Raw genomic sequence first — 19,447 nt, 5'->3', positions numbered from 1 at the left:
TGGCAGGGTGATCTCTCAACTCGGACACCGTTCGTGAGGAGAGACCGTCACCCCACCCCGCCGCTTCGCGTCGACCCTCCCCCTCCAGGGGAGGGTAAGAGACGTCGTGCAATCTTACCCCGCCGCTCTCGCGTCCCTGATCGCCTGCCAGACCTTGGCCGGCGTCAGCGGGGTGTTGAGCTGCTTGATGCCGAGCTCGCTGAGCGCATCCATCACGCCATTGGTGACGCAGGGCGGGCCGCCGATGGCGCCGGATTCGCCGCAGCCCTTGGCTCCCAGCGGATTGGTGCGGCACGGCGCGGAATCGTCCAGCGTTACGGCGATCGGCGGAATGTCGTCGGCGCGCGGCACGCAGTAATCCTGGTAGCTCGCGGTCAGCAACTGCCCTTCTTCGCTGTAGGCGACGCCCTCATAGAGCGCCTGGCCGATGCCTTGAGCGACGCCGCCATGCACCTGGCCGGTCACCAGCATCGGATTGACCGCGATGCCGACGTCGTCGACCGTGGTGTAGCGCACCACCCGCGTGATGCCGGTTTCCGGATCGATCTCGACCTCGCAGATATGCGTGCCGTTCGGCCAGCTCGGACCGTCCACTTCGCCTTCACTGTCGACCGAGAGCCGCGCGCCGTCTTCCTTCTTGGCGATCTCGAACAGGCTGATGCGCTTGTCGGTGCCGACCACACTGAGCCAGCCATCGCGATATTCGATATCCTCGACGGAAGTCTCCAGCACGTTCGAGGCCTTCTCGCGCGCTTTGTTGATCATGTCGTTGCTCGAGACCGCGACCGCCGTGCCGCCGACGAATAGCGAGCGCGAGCCGACGCTGCCGAAGCCGGTGGCCAGATCCGTGTCGCCCTGCACCACGTCGATCTTGTCCATGGCAATGCCGAGCGTATCAGATACCATTTGCGTGTAGGTGGTCTGCAGGCCCTGCCCCATTGCCATGGTGCCGGAATGCAGGATGATGCGGCCCTCTGCAGTGGCATGCAGGCTGACCTTTTCGGTATGCGCGCGCCCGCCGGTCCATTCGATGTAGCTGGTGAGGCCGCGGCCGTAGAGCAGGCCCTTCTTCTTCGCCGCTCTCTTGCGCGCGGCAAAGCCGTCCCAGTCCGAAAGCTCCGAGGCGCGCGACAGCATGTGCGCGAAGGCGCCGGAATCGTACACCTGGCCGACGGCATTGGTATAAGGCAGTTGCGCGGACTTGATGTAGTTCACCTTGCGGATGGTGCGCGGGTCCATGCCGATCTGCCGCGCGGCGGCATCCATCAACCGCTCGACGATGAACACGGCCTCGGGGCGCCCTGCACCGCGATAGGCGCCGACCGGCGCGGTGTTGGTCATCACCGATTTCACTTCGAAATGCACCAGCGGCAGATCGTAGACGCCGGTCTGCACGAACGGACCGAGCACCAGCGGAATGATGTTCGCGGTCCCCGACGAGTACGCTCCGGTGCCGCCGATCGAGCGCACCCGATAGGCGAGCACGCGGCCTTTGGCGTCGAGCGCGAATTCGCCGGTCGAAGTGAGATCGCGGCCATGCGTGCCGCCGACGAACTCGTCGGTACGGTCGCCACGCCAGCGGATCTTCCTGTTCAGCTTGGTCGCGGCGTAAGCGACGATGCCGTCTTCGGGATAGAGGCTCGTCTTCTGGCCAAAGCCGCCGCCAATATCGCCGACCAGCACGCGCACACTGTCCTTCGGCCGCTTCAGAATGGATTCCGCGAGCAGGTCACGGGTCGAGCCGGGGGTTTGCGACTGCACGTGCAGGATCAATCGCCCGGTCTTCTTCTCGATCTCGGCAATCGTCGAACGTGGCTCCATCGCCGAGGGCACCAGCCGCTGGCTGACCAGATCGAGCGAGACTTTATGCGCCGCGTTTGCAAACGCTTCTTCAACCTTGGCGGCGTCGCCATAGCTCATGGCGGCCACGATGTTGTCGGACGCCTCGGGCCAAACCGCGGGTGCGCCTGATTTCACCGCCTCGACGGGATCGACCACCGAGGGCAACACCTCGTAGTCGATTTCGATCGCCTCGGCCGCCGTCTGCGCCAGCACCCGCGACGTCGCTACCACGGCCGCCACCGCCTCGCCGGCATAGCGCACGATTTCATGGGCCAGCAGCCGCCGCGGCGGCACCGTCATCGGCTTGCCGTCCGGCCGCTTGAAGATCGCGAGAGTGGGCAGGGTGCCGATATCGTCCGTCACCAGATCGGCACCGGTATAGACGGCCTCCACCCCGGCCATATCAAGCGCGGCCTTGGTGTCGATCGACTTGATCCTGGCGTGGGCATGAGGCGTGCGCAGCACGTAAAGCCACAGTGCGCCCTCCTCCGGCTTGTCGTCGATGAACTGTCCCTTCCCGGTGAGCAGTCTCTGGTCTTCCAAACGCTTGACCGGCTGGCCCGCACCAAAACGCATATTGCCGGGAAGAATATTCATCAATTTGTCCTTCGAGCTTCTTGTCGGATTGGGCGGGGTTTTAGCGGTTTTTCCGCCCGACACAACTCATTCAATTCGCTGCAATAAATGCGCCAAGGCCCGCGGCGCTAACCGCCGCGAGCGGGTATGATCCTGTCATCAATTGGGGGTATCAGCTGCGGCCGATGTCCACGATGTCAATATTGATCTCGCGCGTCTGCGAGCCGCGTTTCAGGCTGATACGGATGCTCTTGCCGGCGCCGATCTGCTCGATCTGGTCGGTCAGGTCGGAAAGCCGGTGCACCGGCTTGCCGTCGGCCTGGACAATGACGTCGCCGAGCGCACCCGAGCCGAGATCGACGCCGCGGATGCCGGCGCGCTCGGCTGGGCTTCCGGGCGCGGTGCGAACGATGATCACCCCTTCGATGCCTAACCTGGTCGAAACGGCCTCGCTGGCGGCGACAATGCCGATGCCGGGCGTCGGCACGCGGCCGCTCTTGATCAATTCGGGGACCACGCGATTGACGATGTCGGCGGGGATCGCAAAACCAATGCCGGCGCTGGAGCCCGAAGGCGAGATGATGGCCGTATTGACGCCGATCAGCCGCCCCGCCGAATCCAACAGCGGCCCACCCGAATTGCCGGGATTGATCGCGGTGTCGGTCTGGATCACGTTCGAGATCTCGCGGCCGCTGCTGGTCGGCAGCCGGCGCTTGAGCGCGCTGATGATTCCGCTGGTGAGCGATTGGTCGAGCCCGAACGGGTTGCCGATCGCAAACGCCGATTGACCGACCTTGAGTTCGGTCGAACTGCCGAGCGCCACCGGCGGGGGCAACTGACGCGCATTCTTGATCCGCAACACCGCAAGGTCATAGTTGGGCGCAACGCCGATGAGTTCAGCCTGCGCCACCTCGCCCGAGGCGAAGCGAACCGCGACCTCGCTGCCGTCCTGTACGACATGATTGTTGGTCACCACGTGGCCGGCATTGTCCCAGACGAAGCCGGTGCCGGAAGCCGCCCCAGCCGCGCCATCTCCGCCTTCGTCTTCGGCCAGAGGATTGCTGGCGGCAGATCGTGCCGCCACCTGCACCACCGACGGCGACACCCGCTCGAAGAGTTCGATATTGGCGCGCTCGGCCTCGGACAGCGGCCCGCGCTGGTCGACGGTCCGCGCGACCGTGTTGGTCCACGGGCTGTAGCGGATATTGGAGACGGTCAGCGCCACCAAGACGCCTGCGACAATGGCTGCGAAAAGCACGAAGCGACGGTTCATGGATTACTCCCTTGGCAAAGGCCGCTCGCGTGCCAAGGTGGATGACGCAAGCAAACAGGCCCTTCAGCCGTCTGGAATCGCCTAAGCAACGTTCCAGCCCGCGGGAGGTTTCCTGCTCTCATGCGGGATCTGAAGGGGCTACCGCCTGCGCGAGATCGCGCAGCGCCGCTTCGACCACCTTGCGCTGCTCGCCCGTCAGCGCCGCCTGCGGCGGAACGGGATCGCCGACCGCGTAGCCCTGAATGTCGAGGCCTGCCTTGATGCAGGCGGCCAGGTTGAATCGCGCAAAGGCTTCATTGATGCGCCACAGCTTGCGTTGCAGCGCCATCGCCTCATCCCAGCGCGCCGCCTTGCAGAGATTGTAGAGTTCGACGCTCTGCCGCGGGATGATGCAGGCAGGGCCCGCCATCCACCCCAATCCGCCGATCAGCATCACCGCCGCCGGGATATGCGCGGATGCCGAGAACACTTTGATGCTGTCGCCGCAGCGGTTCATGATCGACAGCAGCCGGCCGGTATTGGTCGAGGCATCCTTGATGTAGTTGATGCGCGGGTGGGTCGCGAGCCGCGCGATCACATCGAGCGTCAGATCTGAACGCTGGAATTGCGGGTTGGTGTAGATCACGACGGGAATATCGACCGCGTCGGCAATGGCGCGGAAGTAGGATTCGACCTGTGCGTCGGCGACCCGGAAATACGCCTCCATGATCGCGAGAATGCCGTCGGCGCCGAGTTTTTGATGCGCCCTTGCCTGCGCCACCGCGTCCGCTGTCGACGTCGACGCGACGCCGGCGATCACGGGCACGCGCCCCTTTGCGGCTTCGATCGTGGCCCGCACGACGGTCGCGCGCTGCGCCTGGTCGAGATAAGCGAACTCGCCGGTCGAACCGAGCGGCGTCAACCCGTGCACGCCCGCCTTGATGAGATCGTCGCACAACCGGCCCAGCACCTCGGTGCGAATTTCGCCCGAAGCATCGACCGGAGACACCAGATAGGGAAAGACGCCGTGGAAATCAGCCATGGAAGGAAAATGCCTCAGGCGGGAAAGTCTGGATTTACCATGGCTATCCGGAATGCAAACATCAGCGCGAGCATTGCGCCGACACGTCGCGCCAAGGATGCCGTCTCGGTAAGCTTCACGCCAAGCTCCTATGTCAGCCGGCACAACGAGGTGCCGGACCATAGCTGCATCGCTTGCCGGGAAACAGCCGGGAAATGCCGCGTTTCGCAACATCCGGGTGCCGCACATTGGCCCAAAGATGTCCACAGATGTGCACAGGTTCTAACGATTTAACTCACGATAATTTCACGACTTTCTTCGCAGTCTCCCTCCCCCGACCAAGCGCGAGAGTATTTTTTATGGCTCTGCAAACAGTCGCTGATGCATCCTCTTTCCGAACTTCCGAGTTCAATACGCGCGACTCTGCTCGAACAACAGCAGCTCCCGGTTTTCGTCACTTCCTTGGGACTCCAAACCCATCGCAGCGCTTCCGCGCATTCGGGATCGACCCGCTCACTTCACCTGAACATCTGCCGGAACTCCGGGCACTGATGCATCGCCTGTCGCGCCGGATGGATGCCGAAATACACTGGCCGCCCCACCGCAGTGGATCGGCGGAGCACTGGGAAAACCCCCTGATCCCCTCAGGTTACACCTATCTGCTGCAATTTGTGGCGCACGATCTGGTTCATTCGGCGATCCCGCTTTCAGTTTCGGGGAGCCTGGGCGCCGGCACCGCCAATGCACGCCGTGCGCCGCTTCGGCTGGAAACCCTGTTCGGAAGCGGTCCTGTCGGATCGCCGCATATCTACGCGCTCGACGCGCCGAGTGACGACCGGCGCACCAAGCTGCGGCTCGGGCGAATGCGCTGGAAAGAGAACGAACCCGTGACCGGCTGCCCGTTTCGCGACATCGCACGGACCCGGGCCGAGAATGTGACGGGGATCGACCGCAGCATTGCAGGCGTCCGGGTTGCCCTCACCGAAGCCTTGGTCGCCGATCCGCGCAATGACGATCACGCCGTGATGTCGCAACTGACCGCGCTGTTCGCGCTGCTGCACAACGCCCTGATCGATCTCATACGCCGGCAGGAACGCAATAGCGGGCCGAACGGCCAGTTCGGTGCCGCCTATAAGCGCTTCTTGTGCGCCCGCGAGGCAGTCACGCTGATCTATCACAACATTCTCCGCAACGATCTGATGCGGCGGATCAATCACCCGGCGATCTATGCGGCCTATAGCGGGCCGGCTCCGCAGTTCATCGATCGGCCTGATGAATCCAGCCAGGGTCTTGCGATCGGCGACTGGGAAATTCCGTTCGAGTTCTCGCACGGCGCGTTTCGCTTCGGTCACGCCATGGTGCGACACGAATACTGCATCAATGATCTGTCGATTCAGGACCTCTACAGCACGCTTGAAAAGACTTCCGCAAACGATCCGGTCAACATGCCGCTCGATGAAACCTGGATGGTGCAGTGGTCGCGCTTCTTCGAGATCAATGAAACCAGGCCGAACTTCAGCCGGCGCATCGGACCGTATCTCAGCGACGGGTTGGGCAACGATCAACTCTTTCCGGCGTTCGACGAGACCGAGCGAGTTGGCCTGCTCTACCGTGACCTGCTCGGCGCCGGGATCGCCGGCATGTGGTCGGTGGACGCGCTGATTGCCGAGATCGCGACCCGGAAACCGCACTTCATCGCCATGTCGCGCTTGCTTGCCGACCGCACCTACCGCGTCAGCCAGCTCCGCGAATGGCTGGTCGCCGCACCGGCGTATGGCGCGCTGACGGCCGAAGACATCGAAACCCTTTCGAACGATCCGCCGCTGCCCTTCTTCATCCTGTTCGAAGCGATGCAGCAACCGCAGGCAGAGGGCCAGCGCCTTGGACCGCTCGGCTCGATCATCGTATCGGAAGTGATTTTCGGCGCGCTCGCGGGCGATCCGCGCTCATCCAGCGGCGACGCGCTCGCAGGTCAGCTTGCCGATTTGTCTCGCGAATACTATCCGGCGAATTTTTTCGAGGAAATTCCCGACATCTCAAGCATGGCGCAGCTGGTGAAGTTGACCACCGAAATTGCCGAACTACAGCAGGCCGTGCCTGCATTTTTGTGAAACGGAATTGTTCCGTCTCACGCAACCCGAGGAGTATGACGATGCAGAGGATTGAAAGGCTACAGGTGACCAACCATGAGCGTTGGGGCAAGCTGGTGAAGACCTGGGCGACCGGCACGAACTACCTCGACGACGACAACGTCTATCCGCTGCCGGAGACGATGGACGAGTTCAAGGAGCAGCTCGCCAAGGCACAGGTATTCGCCACCGTGCCGGATCGCTTCAAGCACATCACGTTCGTGAAGCAGGAACAGGACACGATCACGGTAAAGTTGCCGCCGAAGGTGATGATCGAGGATTCCGAGGCGCTGCTCAACCAGCCCGGAGCTACCTATCCGCTTCCGCCGTTCTACAAGCGCCTGTTCAACGGTATGGATCCCGTGATCCCGGAGAGCGAGAAGTTCAGGGTGCATGCCGAACGTATCGGCGACTACACCATCAGCGCCTGCGCCTGAAATCCACGAGCGGTGTTGTCACCAGTACAATGGCGCAATGCCTTCGACCGGAAACCCTGCGCCGCGCAAGCTGCGGCGCAGGGTTTCCCACCGCGCCCTGATGTTGATGGGGTGCGCCTGCAGGAGCCAGCGTGTGATGGCCACGTCGGTCGGCGCATCTGACCCAACCCAAAACGAGCGAATGCCGTTCAGAAATCGCTGCGCTTCCTCGCGCGCCAACTCGGGCTGCCCCAGTTCGAACAGCGCGGCCGCACGCCATGCGGGCAGCGTCTGAATGACATTGGAGGCGCGGTCGCAAGCCTCTATGGCGCCCGCATAGTCGCCGCACAGGCAGCGAATGATGCAGTGATAGCCCCATTCGAGGCGTGAGGGCGCCAGCGAAAGGGCAAGCGATTGGCTGGCGCGTAGCTGAGCTTGTTCGATCGAGCCGCAGAAAGCGCAATAGTGAGCGCTGGACAGCAGCGTCCACGGATCGTTGTCGTTCAGCTCGCAAGCGAGGTCCATGTGCGGCGCCGCCTCGGCCTCGCGCAACGCAAACGTATAGGACCAGCCGCAACAGAGATGCGCCCTGGAATCGACCGGATCGAGTTCAACGGCGATTTTCGCCAGTTCAAGGGTCGCCTTTGCCTTGTCGAGATTGCGAAGGACCCCGGGATGCACGAGATGCTCGATGTTGTTCATCTGCACAAGACTGCTGTAGAACGGCGAGAAAGCAGGATTTTCCCGGATCGAGTCGCGAAAGATCACGACCGCCCGCTGCCAGCTTTCCTTGTCGAACTTCGCGATGAGATTCTGGCCGCGCAGCCAGCGGTCGTGAAGATCGAGCGAAACGTCGGGCTCGCCTGCCAGCCGCATCAGCCGCTCGATCGACAACTGCACGTTCAAGGAAGTCGCGATCCGGCGGATGATGCGCTGCTGCGTTTCGAACCAGTTGCCGAGGCCGAGCCGGAAGCTTTCGCTCCAGACGTAAATGCCGGAGGTATCGTCCCGCAGCACCATCACGATATTGATTTCGGCACCCGCCTGGTACGCGGTGGTTTCGATGCAGTATTGCGACGCCGTGCCCGAGTCGGGAAGCACGACGGCCGCGGGAGGACGATCGACCACGCTCCATTCACGGAAGCGGACGAGACAGGCGGCGAGATGTTGGGAGAACCCCTGCACCAGATGGCTGTGGTCGTCGTCGACGCCATGCATCGCAAAGGGCAGCAGCACCAGGCGCGTCCTGGCCGGTGCATTGACCGAGGGCGAACCCGCGACCGCCGGCTGGAGAGCAATCCCCCTGACCATCCTGACCGCGAATTCGTCGTTAGCTGCCGAGGCGGCCCGATCGACCGGCATGCGCTCCAGAATGCCAAGCTTGATGTTCGCGACGAGCTCTTCGGTGGCCGATGACGGCTCCATGGCATAGTCGCGATCCAGGAGATCCCACAGCGCCTTGTAGATGCGCAACGCACCGGCCGTGTCGCCATCTTCCGCATGCGCCCGCATCAGATAGCGGCAGGCATATTCATGGGTCGGATCGAGATTGACGATCGCGGCCGCTATTCTTTTTCTGGAATCGGCGGGAACGCTTGCGGAGGTCAGACCTTCTTCAAGATTTCGCATCAGCCGTTCATGGATGGTCTGCCGCTTGGCCAGCACCCAGACCCGGAACGACGGGTCGAGATCGTCCATTCCTTCGAGCAGCCGCCCGTCGAGCTGTGGCGTATCGAGCAGCAGCGGGTGAACGCGTCCGCCTTCGGCGAGTTGGATCACGCTTTCGATGTCGACTTCGATTCGTCCGACCTCGATGCCGATCATCAGCCGCTCCGCGACGAAGCCGTCATATCCGGCCTCCTCCAGCATCGACCGCAGTTCGCGAACGACCTGGCGCAGCGAGGCACGTGCCTTTTCCTCGTCCGAACGACTCCAGAACAGGCCGACCAGCCGCTCGCGGCTCTCCTGCTTCGCCTCCAACAGCGCAAGGTAACTAAGGACCGCGCCGGCCTTGCGGGTTCGCAGTTCGATTGCCCGGCCGTTGAACCGCACGCCGAGCCGTCCGACCAGCGACACCGAAAGGCGCGGAGCGCTTTCGGGCGCCGCCGTGGCCTTGTCCGCTGTCATGGCGTTCGTGCTGGCCGGCATGCAGGGTTTCCGGAACCGGTTGGTTAATTCCAGCCAGTCTATATCAAAGAAACACCTCCGGTATAGGTTGCGCCGCCCCCGGTTCGCGCAATCGTATCTTGCAGCCTGGCCGTGACGATTTCGGAAGGCTCGAGTTGCAGGCCCGGGGCAATCACGCGGACCACGGGAACGGCGAAGCGCTGCCGCGTCAGATCGAGGCAGAATGTCTCGATTCCCAGTTTCTCCAACCGCTGTACGATCAGTTCAAATATGACGCTCGCTTCAGTTGCGCGAAGCGGCAGATGGGCCGCGTACTCCGCAACCGGCTGCAACAGTCTGCACTGATCGGCATCGATCGCCGCGCGCTGCAGGTGGGTGCGATCCTGGGCGTTGAGCGCGTCATCGCCCCGCTCGCTACGTTTGGCTATAACGACGGCGTCGGCCAGTTCGAACTGACACATTTCAAGCGTAGCCGAGCGGGCCGCGGCCTCAAGCACCGGCCGCGCGGCGAGGCCGAAAGCGAACCCGAAACCGTCCGCCCGGCACGAGACGGCCGCGACGCAGGGCACGCCGATATCCGTCGTGATATCGAGCAGCCATGTCCGGCGCTGCACCGATGCGCCATTCCGGAGCTGTCGCAACAAACCTTCCGCCACGATGCCGGCTTCATGCTGCGGCGGAATCGATCGGGCCAGTTGACCGCCCCGCCACCACAGGCTGGCCGCATCGCGCTCGATCAATTCCAGCAGGCCGTGCAGTGCTGCGGCATCCCGTGACGGACCGGCGGCCGATCCGATGCTCAAGGGGAATGGCGGCGCGAAGTCGCGCTGCGCCGGCGGACGGCGCAGGCAGATGTCGGCCGGAAGCCACGCTTCGCCGCCGTCGGTCAGCCGCGTTGCGCGGCACCAGGAAAGCGCTCGCTCTGGTTGCATGCGGCGTTCTGAAACGGCAGCCACCAGCTCCAGCGCCTTCGGACCGAGTTTTCCGGCCCAGTCGTCGACGCCCCGTTTGAGCAACAGGTCGCTCCCGGCCTGCAATTGAGACAGATACTCGATTCCCTCACCGATGCAGCCCTGAAATGCATCCCGCAACGTCAGACCGACGCCGGAAACACCGACCACCGGGCTTCCGTCATGCAAGGAATCGGCAAGCGCTGGATCGAATTGCGCGCCAAAGCTGAACAGGCCGGGCGCATCGGGTGAGGCCAGTTCGAACACCCGCGCAAATCGGGAAGCCGCGATGAGCAGATGCGCGCGATTCGCGGTCTCAGGATCAATCGGGTTGCCGGATTCCGAGGCATATTCCAGCGCCTGCAGGATGTGTCTGGCATCGTGATCGCCCGCGGCGTCCACTTCGTTGCCAATAAGCAACGATGCCGCGCGTGCAAACAATTCCTGCATCGAATTTTCGGTACCGCTCACGGTGACCTCACGACTTGACGCGCATTCTCCGGACGAGAGGCCAGCCCGCCCTCGCCCCGGAGGAACTTATGCTCGCGAAAGCCTTAGTCATAGCCATGGCAGCAGATATTGCCCGCTCAGATTATGCCAAGCCTACCTTGATTCGTAGCCGCAGCCGCGAATGGCTGATCGCCTGCCGTTGGGGACCGGAGGGCGAATATCTCTCGATTGCGACGGCCGGCCCGATCACGGAGCCTCTCGCACTGGTTGCACCGCAGGTAATCGCGCCGATCCACAGTCTGGTCGGCGTGCTGGTTTCCGAGTCGGAATCGCAATCCACCAGCACGTTCCTGTTGGTCCGCCAGTTGCCTGGTGCGATCGAGCTTGCCGGCACGTTTTTTCCGGCCGACGGTTACGTGCTGCTGCAGGACCACGGCGATATCCATCTCGTCTGCAAGGCGCGCTACTCGCACAGCTGCGGCTGGCTCGACGGCAAGGAGGTCCGCAAGGACATTCCCGATCCGGCACCCTATTCGGCCGAGGCAATGTCCTGGCATATCGAAGCGACGCGCCGTGACTGGATCGGCGAGTTCATTCCCGGCAGCAGGCCGCCGGAGCGGCTTGCGATTCGCGCGACCGGCTGACGCCTCCAACCGGATTGAGGGGCGGCACGAGATTGCCGCTCGTCTTCCTGCGGAAGACTATCTTCGCGAGGGAAACTTCCGCCGCTCACGATCGGCAGTATTGAACATTGCGACCGTGGCCTTCGCTCCGGGAGTTCGACTGGCGACGCTTTCAACCAGCTTCGCGATGCAAAGCCGAACATGCGGACTGGTCGTTCGCGCATAGGCCTTGAGAACGCGCAAGGCCCCCGGCTCGGCAAGCAAGCGAACCGGCGAACTCAAGCCGGGAGATCCGGCCCCCGGAGATTCGAACAGCTCGCCGACCGAAACACCCAGCACGGAAGCTATTTGCGACAACCGGCTGGCGCCAACCCGGTTGGCGCCCCGCTCGTATTTCTGGACCTGTTGAAAGGTAACGCCGATCCGTTCCGCGAGCATGGTTTGGCTCATGCCGCGATTGACCCGCAACATACGAATCCTGGCGCCCACCATCACATCGAGCGGGCCAGACTTCCTCGTCGCCATGGGCAGGCTCCCAACTGTTCAAGCTGGAACCCTAGCACAACCTCAGGAACTGTGGGCGCTAATTTGCGATCACAGGAAGCACTTTTACGCGCTGCTCGTGCTCGATCGTCAACCGGCCCTTCGGGTCGATCGCCGCCTTCATGGCCGGCGGATGACCGGTTTCGAGAAAGTGCTGCAGGACGGCACGATTCTCGTCCGAAAGCGCAAACAGCCCGCGCATCAATTCAAAGAATCCCGGCTCTTCCGCTACATAGAGCAGTTCGCGCAGTTCCGCGCCGGTATATTGCCCCAATGCCGTCAAAAGCCATTCGGTTTGGTCATTCGGATCGCTCTCAGGCACGCGATTCAGATAGTAGACGACCGATTCCGCACTCATTTCATCCCCCGGTACCTCGTTATAGCTTACAGGCCCCCCATCCGGGCGGCTTTCTGGCAGCTAGCTCCCGAGTTTAACACTGCGTCCGCCTTCGTGATTTCAGCGTGATCGCAAGTGCGGCGGCGCCCGAAATTCAATTCCGCAGTTCCCGTCGGGTCAGGATTGTGGCGAACCGGTGCAATCAGGCGCAGCCTGGCGCAACATTCTTCCCAACGCGAGCGGCCGGGGATTTCCCGTTGCCCGAACCGCATCACCGCGAAATCAGAAGGCCTTGGCGATGGCGCGCTGGGCATCCTGCTGAATTGTCTTCAGATGGCCCCGGTCTCGGAAACTCTCGGCGTAGATCTTGTAGACGTCTTCAGTGCCCGATGGCCGCGCGGCAAACCATCCCGCCTCGGTTTCGACCTTGATGCCGCCGAAGGATTGATCGTTGCCCGGCGCCCGGGTCCGAATCGCGCTGACCGGTTCACCGGCAAGCTGGCGCATATCGAGCTGCTCCGGCCCGAGCGCCTTCAGCGCGCTCTTCTGCTTCGGCGTCGCCGGCACGTCGATTCGCTCGTAGTAGGGCACGCCGAGTTCGGCGGTCAGAGTGGCAAACAACTGGCTTGGGTCGCGGCCGGTTCGGCCGAGGATTTCGGCGGCGAGCAGTCCCATCACCATGCCATCTTTGTCGGTCGTCCAGACCGAGCCGTCGCGCTTGAGAAACGATGCGCCGGCGCTTTCCTCGCCGGCGAATCCGAACGCACCGCTGCCGAGGCCTTCGACGAACCATTTGAAACCGACCGGGGTTTCGACCAGCTTGCGGTTCAGCTTAGCCGCGACACGGTCGATGATCGAGCTGGAGACGATGGTCTTGCCGATCGCGGCCTCGCTGCCCCATTGCGGCCGATGCTCGAACAGATAGGCGATCGCAGCCGCAAGAAAATGGTTCGGATTCATCAGGCCACCCGTGCGCGTCACGATGCCGTGCCGGTCGGCGTCGGTGTCGTTGGCAAAGGCGACGTCGAACCTGTCGCGCATCGCAATCAGGCTCGCCATCGCGAACGGCGAGGAACAATCCATGCGGATTTTTCCATCCCAGTCCGCCGTCATGAAACGGAACGTCGGGTCGACGGCGTCGTTCACAACTGTCGCATCGATTCCGTAATGCTCGATCAGCGGCTGCCAGTAATGAACGGCGGCGCCGCCCAGCGGATCGATCCCGATTTTCACGCCCGATGATTTGATCAGCGCCATGTCCACGGCATTGCCGAGATCGGCGACATAGGGACGGATGTAGTCGTGCAGATGCGTCGAGGGCGCCTTGCGGGCGCGCTCATACGGCACCCGCGCAACGCCCTTCATGTCGGCTTCCATGTAGGCGTTGGCGGCCTTTTCGACCTTGGCCGTCACATCCGTGTCGGCCGGGCCACCATGCGGCGGGTTGTATTTGTAACCGCCATCCTCGGGTGGATTATGCGACGGCGAGATGACGACACCATCGGCAAGTCCGCTCGTTCGGCCTTTATTGTAGCTCAGGATCGCATGCGAGATGACGGGCGTCGGCGTGTAGCCGCCGCGCTCGTCGATCATGATGTCGACGCCGTTGGCGGCAAACACTTCCACCGCGCTCACCAGCGCCGGCTCGGCGAGCGCATGGGTATCGATGCCGACGAACAGCGGGCCGGTCAGCCCGGTTTCGCGGCGGTGATCGCAGATCGCCTGCGTCGTCGCCAGGATATGATTTTCGTTGAAGGAGTTTTTCAGCGACGTCCCGCGATGGCCCGAGGTTCCGAAAGCAACGCGCTGGGTGGGATCGGAGGGATCCGGTTTCGACGCAAAATAGGCCGTTACCAACTGCGGCACGTTGACAAGGGAGGCGGAATCGACCGGTTTGCCGGCAGCGGGATTGGGGGCAGTCACATGACCTCGCGGAATGGGTGGTTCGCTGGATTATACGTAGAAGCGATGGCATGGGCAAAATTGGGCATGTCGCCTCCGAAGCAAGCCGATGCAGCCGCCTCTAGTAAACGCCGCGTTGCCGAAGCAGTTTCCTACCGCCCTGCGCGAAATACGGATTGTTCAGGCACTGCGCCGAACGGCCCGATGCGGACGCGGCGCACTGTGCCAGCGAAGTGAAGCTGCAATCGATATTGCCGCCGCCAATGGCGTAGGTTTGCAGGCAGACCGGGTAGTTCGGATCGTAGGTCTGGGCATGCGCGGACACGGCTGCAACTACCGCTGCGATGGTCAGAATCGTACAAGCCAATAGACGCAATGGGGGGCTCCTTCGGGGCAGTTGGACAAGCCAATGGAGCTTGATTGCTTCCAACCCGGAAGAGAGCCTAGCATGCGCCCACCGTTACGACGAACTCCGATACCGACGCGTCGCAATTCGCCTGATAATTTTTCAACGCGAGACGCATGTCGTCGGGCAACGCAATCGATTTGTGATCCACCAATGAGGTCGTCACGGTCACGAAGGTGGCGCGTACGCACTCGGTGCCATCCTTGAACGCGTGGACCGTGAGCTTCACCGAGGTGCGTCCGATATCGCGCACGATGACCGCGACGTCGAGGACGTCGCCCATGCGGCTGGGCTTGGCGAAATCCGCCGAGACGTGCGCATAGCCAAGGCCGGTCCGTCGCGTTCCGACCAGTTCGTGATAGGGCAGTCCCAGCGCATCGCCGTACCAGTCCTCGATCACGCCGTTGAACAGGTTGAGATATTCCGGCGTGTAAACGATTCCGGCCGGATCGCAGGAGCCGAAGCGCACCGGCAGGCGCGTGCGCCAGATGCCGTTCGGTAGCTCGGAGAGTGTCATGGATTCAAAACGGGCCATGCGGTGGGTTCATTTTAGTTTAGGTATAAAGTATTATTTTATAGCCGGGCCGGCGCGCAGAGTCGAGCATTGAAGTCTCCATACGCCGTGCCCCGTCCCTCAATCGGCAATTCCGCGTTGAAGTGCAGAGCCACATTTTCGAGCAAATTTGGGTGGTTTCCTGCATGGGCAGACCCGCCACGCTTGCCCAGCCACGATATCCTCCGCTACGGTCGAAGTGCGGCAGGCGTCCGAATCCAGAAGCGAGATCGTTCGTACCACGCGTCCGCCGGGAACTTGATTTGGTCCTAAAGAATTTACACGTTCGTTTCAGAACTTTCTGCTGCCGACCCGCTCGGCCGCAGAAGGGAATTTCGGGAGGCATGGGTTGATGGCCGGCAAGGAGATCGCGCTGATCGACGAAGAGAACATGACCGGGGAAGACGCTGATAACCGCGCCCAGGTCAGGGTATGGCTTCGCCTCCTTGCCTGCACGTCGTTGATCGGCGCCGAGCTTCGCCGTCAGTTCCGGGAAGAGTTCGACTTCACGATGCCGCGCTTTGACGTGCTGGCGCAGCTCGATCGCGAGCCCGTTGGGCTGGTGTTGGGTGAGCTGCCAAAGCGCCTGATGGTCACGGCCGGGAATCTGACCCCGATCGTGGATCGCCTGGTCGAAGATGGCTTCATCACGCGGTCGCCGTCGCCGCTCGACCGTCGCGTGCAGATCGTTTGCATGACGGCCGAGGGCAGGAAGGCGTTCAGGCGGATGGCGAAGAAGCATGGGCTTTGGCTGGCTTCGCTGCTTGCCGAAGTCCCGAAAGGGCGGCTCGACGGATTGGTCAAGGAGCTCGACGACCTGAAGAACGCCGTGAAGCGCGCGACGGAGCAGGCCCGCGCTTGATCTCGCGCGCCGCAAGGCTAGCGGCGCAGCTTGTATCCCGCCGCATCGCGATCCCAGGTGTCCGGAGTCCTCCCGGCCTGACGCAGCGCGACTTTTCGTATCTTGCCGTTCTCGGTCAGCGGCATCTCGGTGACGATCCGGACGAACCGCGGCACGGCGAAATAGGCCATCTTGCCCTCACAGTGTCTGACGGCATCGATCGGCTCCAGCGCATGGCCGGGTTCGAGCTGGACGGCCGCTGCAACCTCGTCCTCTCCGAGCTCGGACGGCAACGGATAGATGGCGCAAGCCGCGATTGCCGGATGCTTCAGCAGCACCTGCTCCACCTCCCAGGACGAAACATTCTCGCCGCGCCGGCGGATGGAATCCTTCATCCGGTCGACGAAGCGGTAGTGACCATCTGCATCGCGCACCACCCTGTCGCCGGTGTGAAACCAGAGATTTCGCCACGCTTCAGCCGTCTTGTCCGGCATTCCGAAATAACCCGTCGCGAATGCGAGCGGCTCGCGCGATCGTAGTAGCAACTCGCCGGCCTCACCGTCCGGGAGAGGCGCGTCGCCGGGACCAACGATGCAGGCCTCCACGCCCTCGACCAGATGGCCCATGGTGCCGGGGCGGTCGGACGGGATCGTGCCCGCGAACACGAAATTCGTTTCGGTCGAACCGTAGCCGTCGAGCAGCGGCACGCCGAAGCGTTCGAGAAACGGACCGTGAAATTGACCAGAGACGCCGCCGCCGAGCGCGACCCGCAGGAAATGCGCGGTGTCGTCGGCGGATTTCGGCTGCGTCAGCAGCATCACGGCCATCGCGCCGAGGAGATAGCCGACTGTCGCCTGATGCCGTCGCGCCGCAGCCCAGAAACCGGAGGCTGAGAATTTCGGCTCGAGCGCGTAGGTGCAGCCGTTCAGGAGGGCCTGATAGAACGCATTCAGCGCATTGGTGTGGAACAGCGGCAGCGTCGTGAACAGCACATCGCCCTCGCGGATGCCAAGCGCACGCGCCGAATAAACGCCCCACCAGAACATCTGCGCCTGCGGGCAGCAGACGCCCTTGGAAGGCCCGGTGGTACCCGACGTATAGAGGATCGCGACCGTGTCGCCCGGCCGCACAGACGCGGGCGGAGCCCCCTCGCCGAGTGCAGGCAGCGGCGCGATCGACCCCGGCACGACCGAAGACGCCGCGCTATCGCCGATCGCCCAGATAAGATCCGGCAGCGCGACATCGCGTTCCAGCGTTTCGATGGCCGGCATAAAGCCAGATTCGATCACCAGTAGTTTCGGCGTGGAGTTGCGCAGGATGTGGCTGAGCTGGATGCCGCGCAGCGCGGTGTTGATCGGCACGGTCACGGCGCCCATCCAGGCGCAGCCGAGATAGACTTCCAGGAATTCCGGCCGGTTCGAGCACATCAGCGCGACCCGGTCGCCGGCCTGAATTCCTGCCCGCATCAGTCGGGCGGCCGATGCGGCGGCGATCGCGGCCGTCTCGGCATAGCTCCATCGTGTTTCGCCGAAGACGAACAGCGTGCGGTCGCGATATTGCGCGGCCTGCCGCGTCAGAATGGTCGAGAGAACCCGGTCGGCCGGCGGGAAGCGTTCAGCCGCCTGCGACCAGATCGGCTGCCTGGCCGCGCTGCTATCACCTGCCTGCACACGCGCCTCCTGGGGTTTCGCCGGGCTGATCTGCGATAGATCGTACTTGGCCAGCAAGATAGTTTAGGCTTAAAGTATTCACGAAAGCTGCCGCCGCAGCAAGGGCTGCGGGCGGGTTCCGGCGGCCATCCCTTGCGGCGGCTGGAGGCACGAACAGGAGCTATGTCCGCAATGAGCCTCGACACTCCGTATCGATCGCCATCCGATGCCTTCGCAGCCACGGCCGCGAGGCGGCCGGACGCGCCATTCCTGCTGGCGCCCGCAAGCGCGGGACTGCCCTACGCGCCGGAAGGATTCAAGATCGAATACGGCGCGTTCAAGACCGAGGTTGACCGGCTGCGCGCCGAATACGCAGCCGCCGGCTATGGACGCGGGGCGCGGGTTGCGTTGTTGCTTGAAAATCGCCCGGTCTTCTTTTTGCACTGGCTCGCGCTCAATGCGCTCGGGGTTTCGATCGTTCCGATCAATCCCGATGTCCGGCCCGACGAATTGTCCTTCCAGCTTGAGTTGTCACAAGCCGACCTGCTGGTAGCAACGCCGGATCGCATGCAGGTGACGAAGGGGGCGGCGCTCGGACGCGCCCGCCTGATCGATACCGACAGCCGCATCCCGCCGTGTCAGGCGAACGTCGCCGCCCAAAGCCCTGACTTCAACGATGAATGCGCGCTGCTGTTCACCTCCGGCAGCACCGGCAAGCCAAAGGGCTGCATGCTCTCGAACCGCTATTTCCTGCAGGTCGCCGACTGGTACCTCGCGCAGGGCGGCGTGGCCGAACTGCAGCCGGACCGCGAGATCAACCTGACGCCGCTGCCGATGTTTCACATGAACGCGCTCGGCTGCAGTGCGGTCGGCATGATGGTGCTCGGCGGCGCCGTGGTTCCGCTCGACCGCTTTCATGCCAACCGCTGGTGGCAGTGCGTGGCCGACAGCGGCGCGACCGTCGTGCATTGTCTCGGCGTCATCCCGGCCATTCTGCTTCAACTGCCGGTGACCGAGGTCGAACGGCAGCACCGCGTGCGCTTCGCCTTTGCGCCCGGCGTCGATGTCCGCCACCGCGCCACCTTCGAGGAGCGCTACCGCATCCCGATCGTCGAGGCCTGGGCGATGACCGAGACCGGCGGTGCGGCGGCTACCACCACCGCGCGCGAACCGGCGGGGTTTGGCGCGCGTTGCGTCGGGCGGCCATCGGAAGGCATGGAGTATCGCCTCGTTGACGATCAGGGCGCCGATGTCGCGCCTGGGAAACCGGGCGAATTGCTGGTCCGCGCCAAGGGCGATGATACTAGAGCCGGCTTCTTCAGCGGCTATCTGAAAGATGAAGAAGCTACCGAAGCCGCTTGGCAGAACGGCTGGTTCCACACAGGAGACCTCGTCTTCGCCGATGAAGACGGGTTGATGTATTTCTTCGATCGCAAGAAGACCATCGTGCGACGCAGCGGCGAGAACATCGGCGTGCTCGAGGTCGAAAGCGCGCTGTACATGGATACGCGCATCGGCGGCTGCGCGGTGACCCCCGTACCCGACGACATTCGCGGCGAGGAGGTCTTTGCGTTCATCGTGCCGAACGCTCAAGTCGATGACGCCGATGCGCTCGCGGCCTCGATCGTCAAGACCTGCGCCGAGCGCCTCGCCTATCACAAGGTGCCCGGCTACGTCGCCATCGTCGACGAACTGCCGCTGTCGTCGACGCGCAAGCTCGCCCGGGGCGAGATCAAGACGCTCGCTGCTGCGTCCGTCAGCGACAAGCGCGCGATCGACATGCGCGCGCTCAAGGCGAAGTTGCGCCACGCCTGAGCGAGGTGGCCGGCT

General features: G+C 63.2%; 16 protein-coding genes. 5 read left to right on the top strand and 11 right to left on the bottom strand.

Going from position 1 to position 19,447, the window contains the following annotated elements; translation table 11 throughout:
* Positions 1–114: 114 nt before the first annotated feature.
* From IVB22_RS34680 to IVB22_RS34670, 3 genes are all read right to left on the bottom strand, one after another.
* Positions 115–2,439, bottom strand: coding sequence for a xanthine dehydrogenase family protein molybdopterin-binding subunit (locus tag IVB22_RS34680; protein ID WP_247521658.1), 2,325 nt, complete (start codon positions 2,437–2,439; stop codon positions 115–117).
* A gap of 151 nt (positions 2,440–2,590) precedes the next feature.
* Positions 2,591–3,691 (bottom strand): S1C family serine protease, encoded by a 1,101-nt coding sequence (locus tag IVB22_RS34675; protein ID WP_247521657.1) that lies wholly within the window; start codon positions 3,689–3,691, stop codon positions 2,591–2,593.
* Between the two features lie 118 nt (positions 3,692–3,809).
* Positions 3,810–4,712: a dihydrodipicolinate synthase family protein gene (locus IVB22_RS34670; RefSeq protein ID WP_247521656.1), complete on the bottom strand. Its 903-nt coding sequence runs from the start codon at positions 4,710–4,712 to the stop codon at positions 3,810–3,812.
* A 530-nt stretch (positions 4,713–5,242) separates the two neighbouring features.
* On the opposite strand from IVB22_RS34670, the gene IVB22_RS34665 reads away from it, so the two are divergent.
* Together IVB22_RS34665 and IVB22_RS34660 are read left to right on the top strand one after the other, a co-directional pair.
* A complete protein-coding gene (locus tag IVB22_RS34665) occupies positions 5,243–6,802 on the top strand; it encodes a hypothetical protein (protein ID WP_247521655.1) in 1,560 nt (519 codons plus the stop codon).
* A gap of 41 nt (positions 6,803–6,843) precedes the next feature.
* Positions 6,844–7,257, top strand: coding sequence for a hypothetical protein (locus IVB22_RS34660; protein WP_214491786.1), 414 nt, complete (start codon positions 6,844–6,846; stop codon positions 7,255–7,257).
* An 18-nt stretch (positions 7,258–7,275) separates the two neighbouring features.
* On the opposite strand, the gene IVB22_RS34655 is transcribed toward IVB22_RS34660, so the two are convergent.
* Both IVB22_RS34655 and IVB22_RS34650 read right to left on the bottom strand, forming a co-directional pair.
* Positions 7,276–9,384, bottom strand: coding sequence for a BTAD domain-containing putative transcriptional regulator (locus IVB22_RS34655; protein ID WP_247521654.1), 2,109 nt, complete (start codon positions 9,382–9,384; stop codon positions 7,276–7,278).
* Between the two features lie 38 nt (positions 9,385–9,422).
* Positions 9,423–10,484: a YcaO-like family protein gene (locus IVB22_RS34650; protein WP_247521653.1), complete on the bottom strand. Its 1,062-nt coding sequence runs from the start codon at positions 10,482–10,484 to the stop codon at positions 9,423–9,425.
* 437 nt (positions 10,485–10,921) lie between these two features.
* On the opposite strand from IVB22_RS34650, the gene IVB22_RS34645 reads away from it, so the two are divergent.
* Positions 10,922–11,407: a hypothetical protein gene (locus IVB22_RS34645; RefSeq protein WP_247521652.1), complete on the top strand. Its 486-nt coding sequence runs from the start codon at positions 10,922–10,924 to the stop codon at positions 11,405–11,407.
* A gap of 57 nt (positions 11,408–11,464) precedes the next feature.
* On the opposite strand, the gene IVB22_RS34640 is transcribed toward IVB22_RS34645, so the two are convergent.
* The 5 genes from IVB22_RS34640 to IVB22_RS34620 form a co-directional block, all read right to left on the bottom strand.
* Entirely contained in the window at positions 11,465–11,911 is a 447-nt protein-coding gene (locus tag IVB22_RS34640; protein ID WP_247521651.1) for a helix-turn-helix domain-containing protein, read from the bottom strand.
* 58 nt (positions 11,912–11,969) lie between these two features.
* Positions 11,970–12,287 (bottom strand): hypothetical protein, encoded by a 318-nt coding sequence (locus IVB22_RS34635; protein ID WP_247521650.1) that lies wholly within the window; start codon positions 12,285–12,287, stop codon positions 11,970–11,972.
* A gap of 261 nt (positions 12,288–12,548) precedes the next feature.
* Positions 12,549–14,189: a phosphoglucomutase (alpha-D-glucose-1,6-bisphosphate-dependent) gene (gene pgm, locus IVB22_RS34630; protein ID WP_247521649.1), complete on the bottom strand. Its 1,641-nt coding sequence runs from the start codon at positions 14,187–14,189 to the stop codon at positions 12,549–12,551.
* Positions 14,190–14,289: 100 nt separating this feature from the next.
* Complete coding sequence (locus IVB22_RS34625) at positions 14,290–14,535, bottom strand: DUF3551 domain-containing protein (RefSeq protein ID WP_374207789.1); 246 nt, start codon at positions 14,533–14,535, stop codon at positions 14,290–14,292.
* A gap of 76 nt (positions 14,536–14,611) precedes the next feature.
* Positions 14,612–15,109 carry a thioesterase family protein gene (locus IVB22_RS34620; protein WP_247521647.1) on the bottom strand — a complete coding sequence of 166 codons (498 nt, stop codon included), beginning with the start codon at positions 15,107–15,109 and terminating at the stop codon, positions 14,612–14,614.
* 370 nt (positions 15,110–15,479) lie between these two features.
* On the opposite strand from IVB22_RS34620, the gene IVB22_RS34615 reads away from it, so the two are divergent.
* Positions 15,480–15,989 (top strand): MarR family winged helix-turn-helix transcriptional regulator, encoded by a 510-nt coding sequence (locus IVB22_RS34615; RefSeq protein ID WP_247521646.1) that lies wholly within the window; start codon positions 15,480–15,482, stop codon positions 15,987–15,989.
* Positions 15,990–16,006: 17 nt separating this feature from the next.
* On the opposite strand, the gene IVB22_RS34610 is transcribed toward IVB22_RS34615, so the two are convergent.
* Positions 16,007–17,638 carry an ATP-dependent acyl-CoA ligase gene (locus tag IVB22_RS34610; RefSeq protein ID WP_247521645.1) on the bottom strand — a complete coding sequence of 544 codons (1,632 nt, stop codon included), beginning with the start codon at positions 17,636–17,638 and terminating at the stop codon, positions 16,007–16,009.
* Positions 17,639–17,809: 171 nt separating this feature from the next.
* On the opposite strand from IVB22_RS34610, the gene IVB22_RS34605 reads away from it, so the two are divergent.
* Complete coding sequence (locus tag IVB22_RS34605) at positions 17,810–19,432, top strand: AMP-binding protein (RefSeq protein ID WP_247521644.1); 1,623 nt, start codon at positions 17,810–17,812, stop codon at positions 19,430–19,432.
* Positions 19,433–19,447: the final 15 nt, after the last annotated feature.

Source organism: Bradyrhizobium sp. 190 (genome assembly GCF_023073415.1).
GTDB lineage: Bacteria > Pseudomonadota > Alphaproteobacteria > Rhizobiales > Xanthobacteraceae > Bradyrhizobium.
The sequence above is the reverse complement of the archived record's forward strand: the minus strand, read 5'-3'. Positions and strand labels throughout refer to the sequence as shown.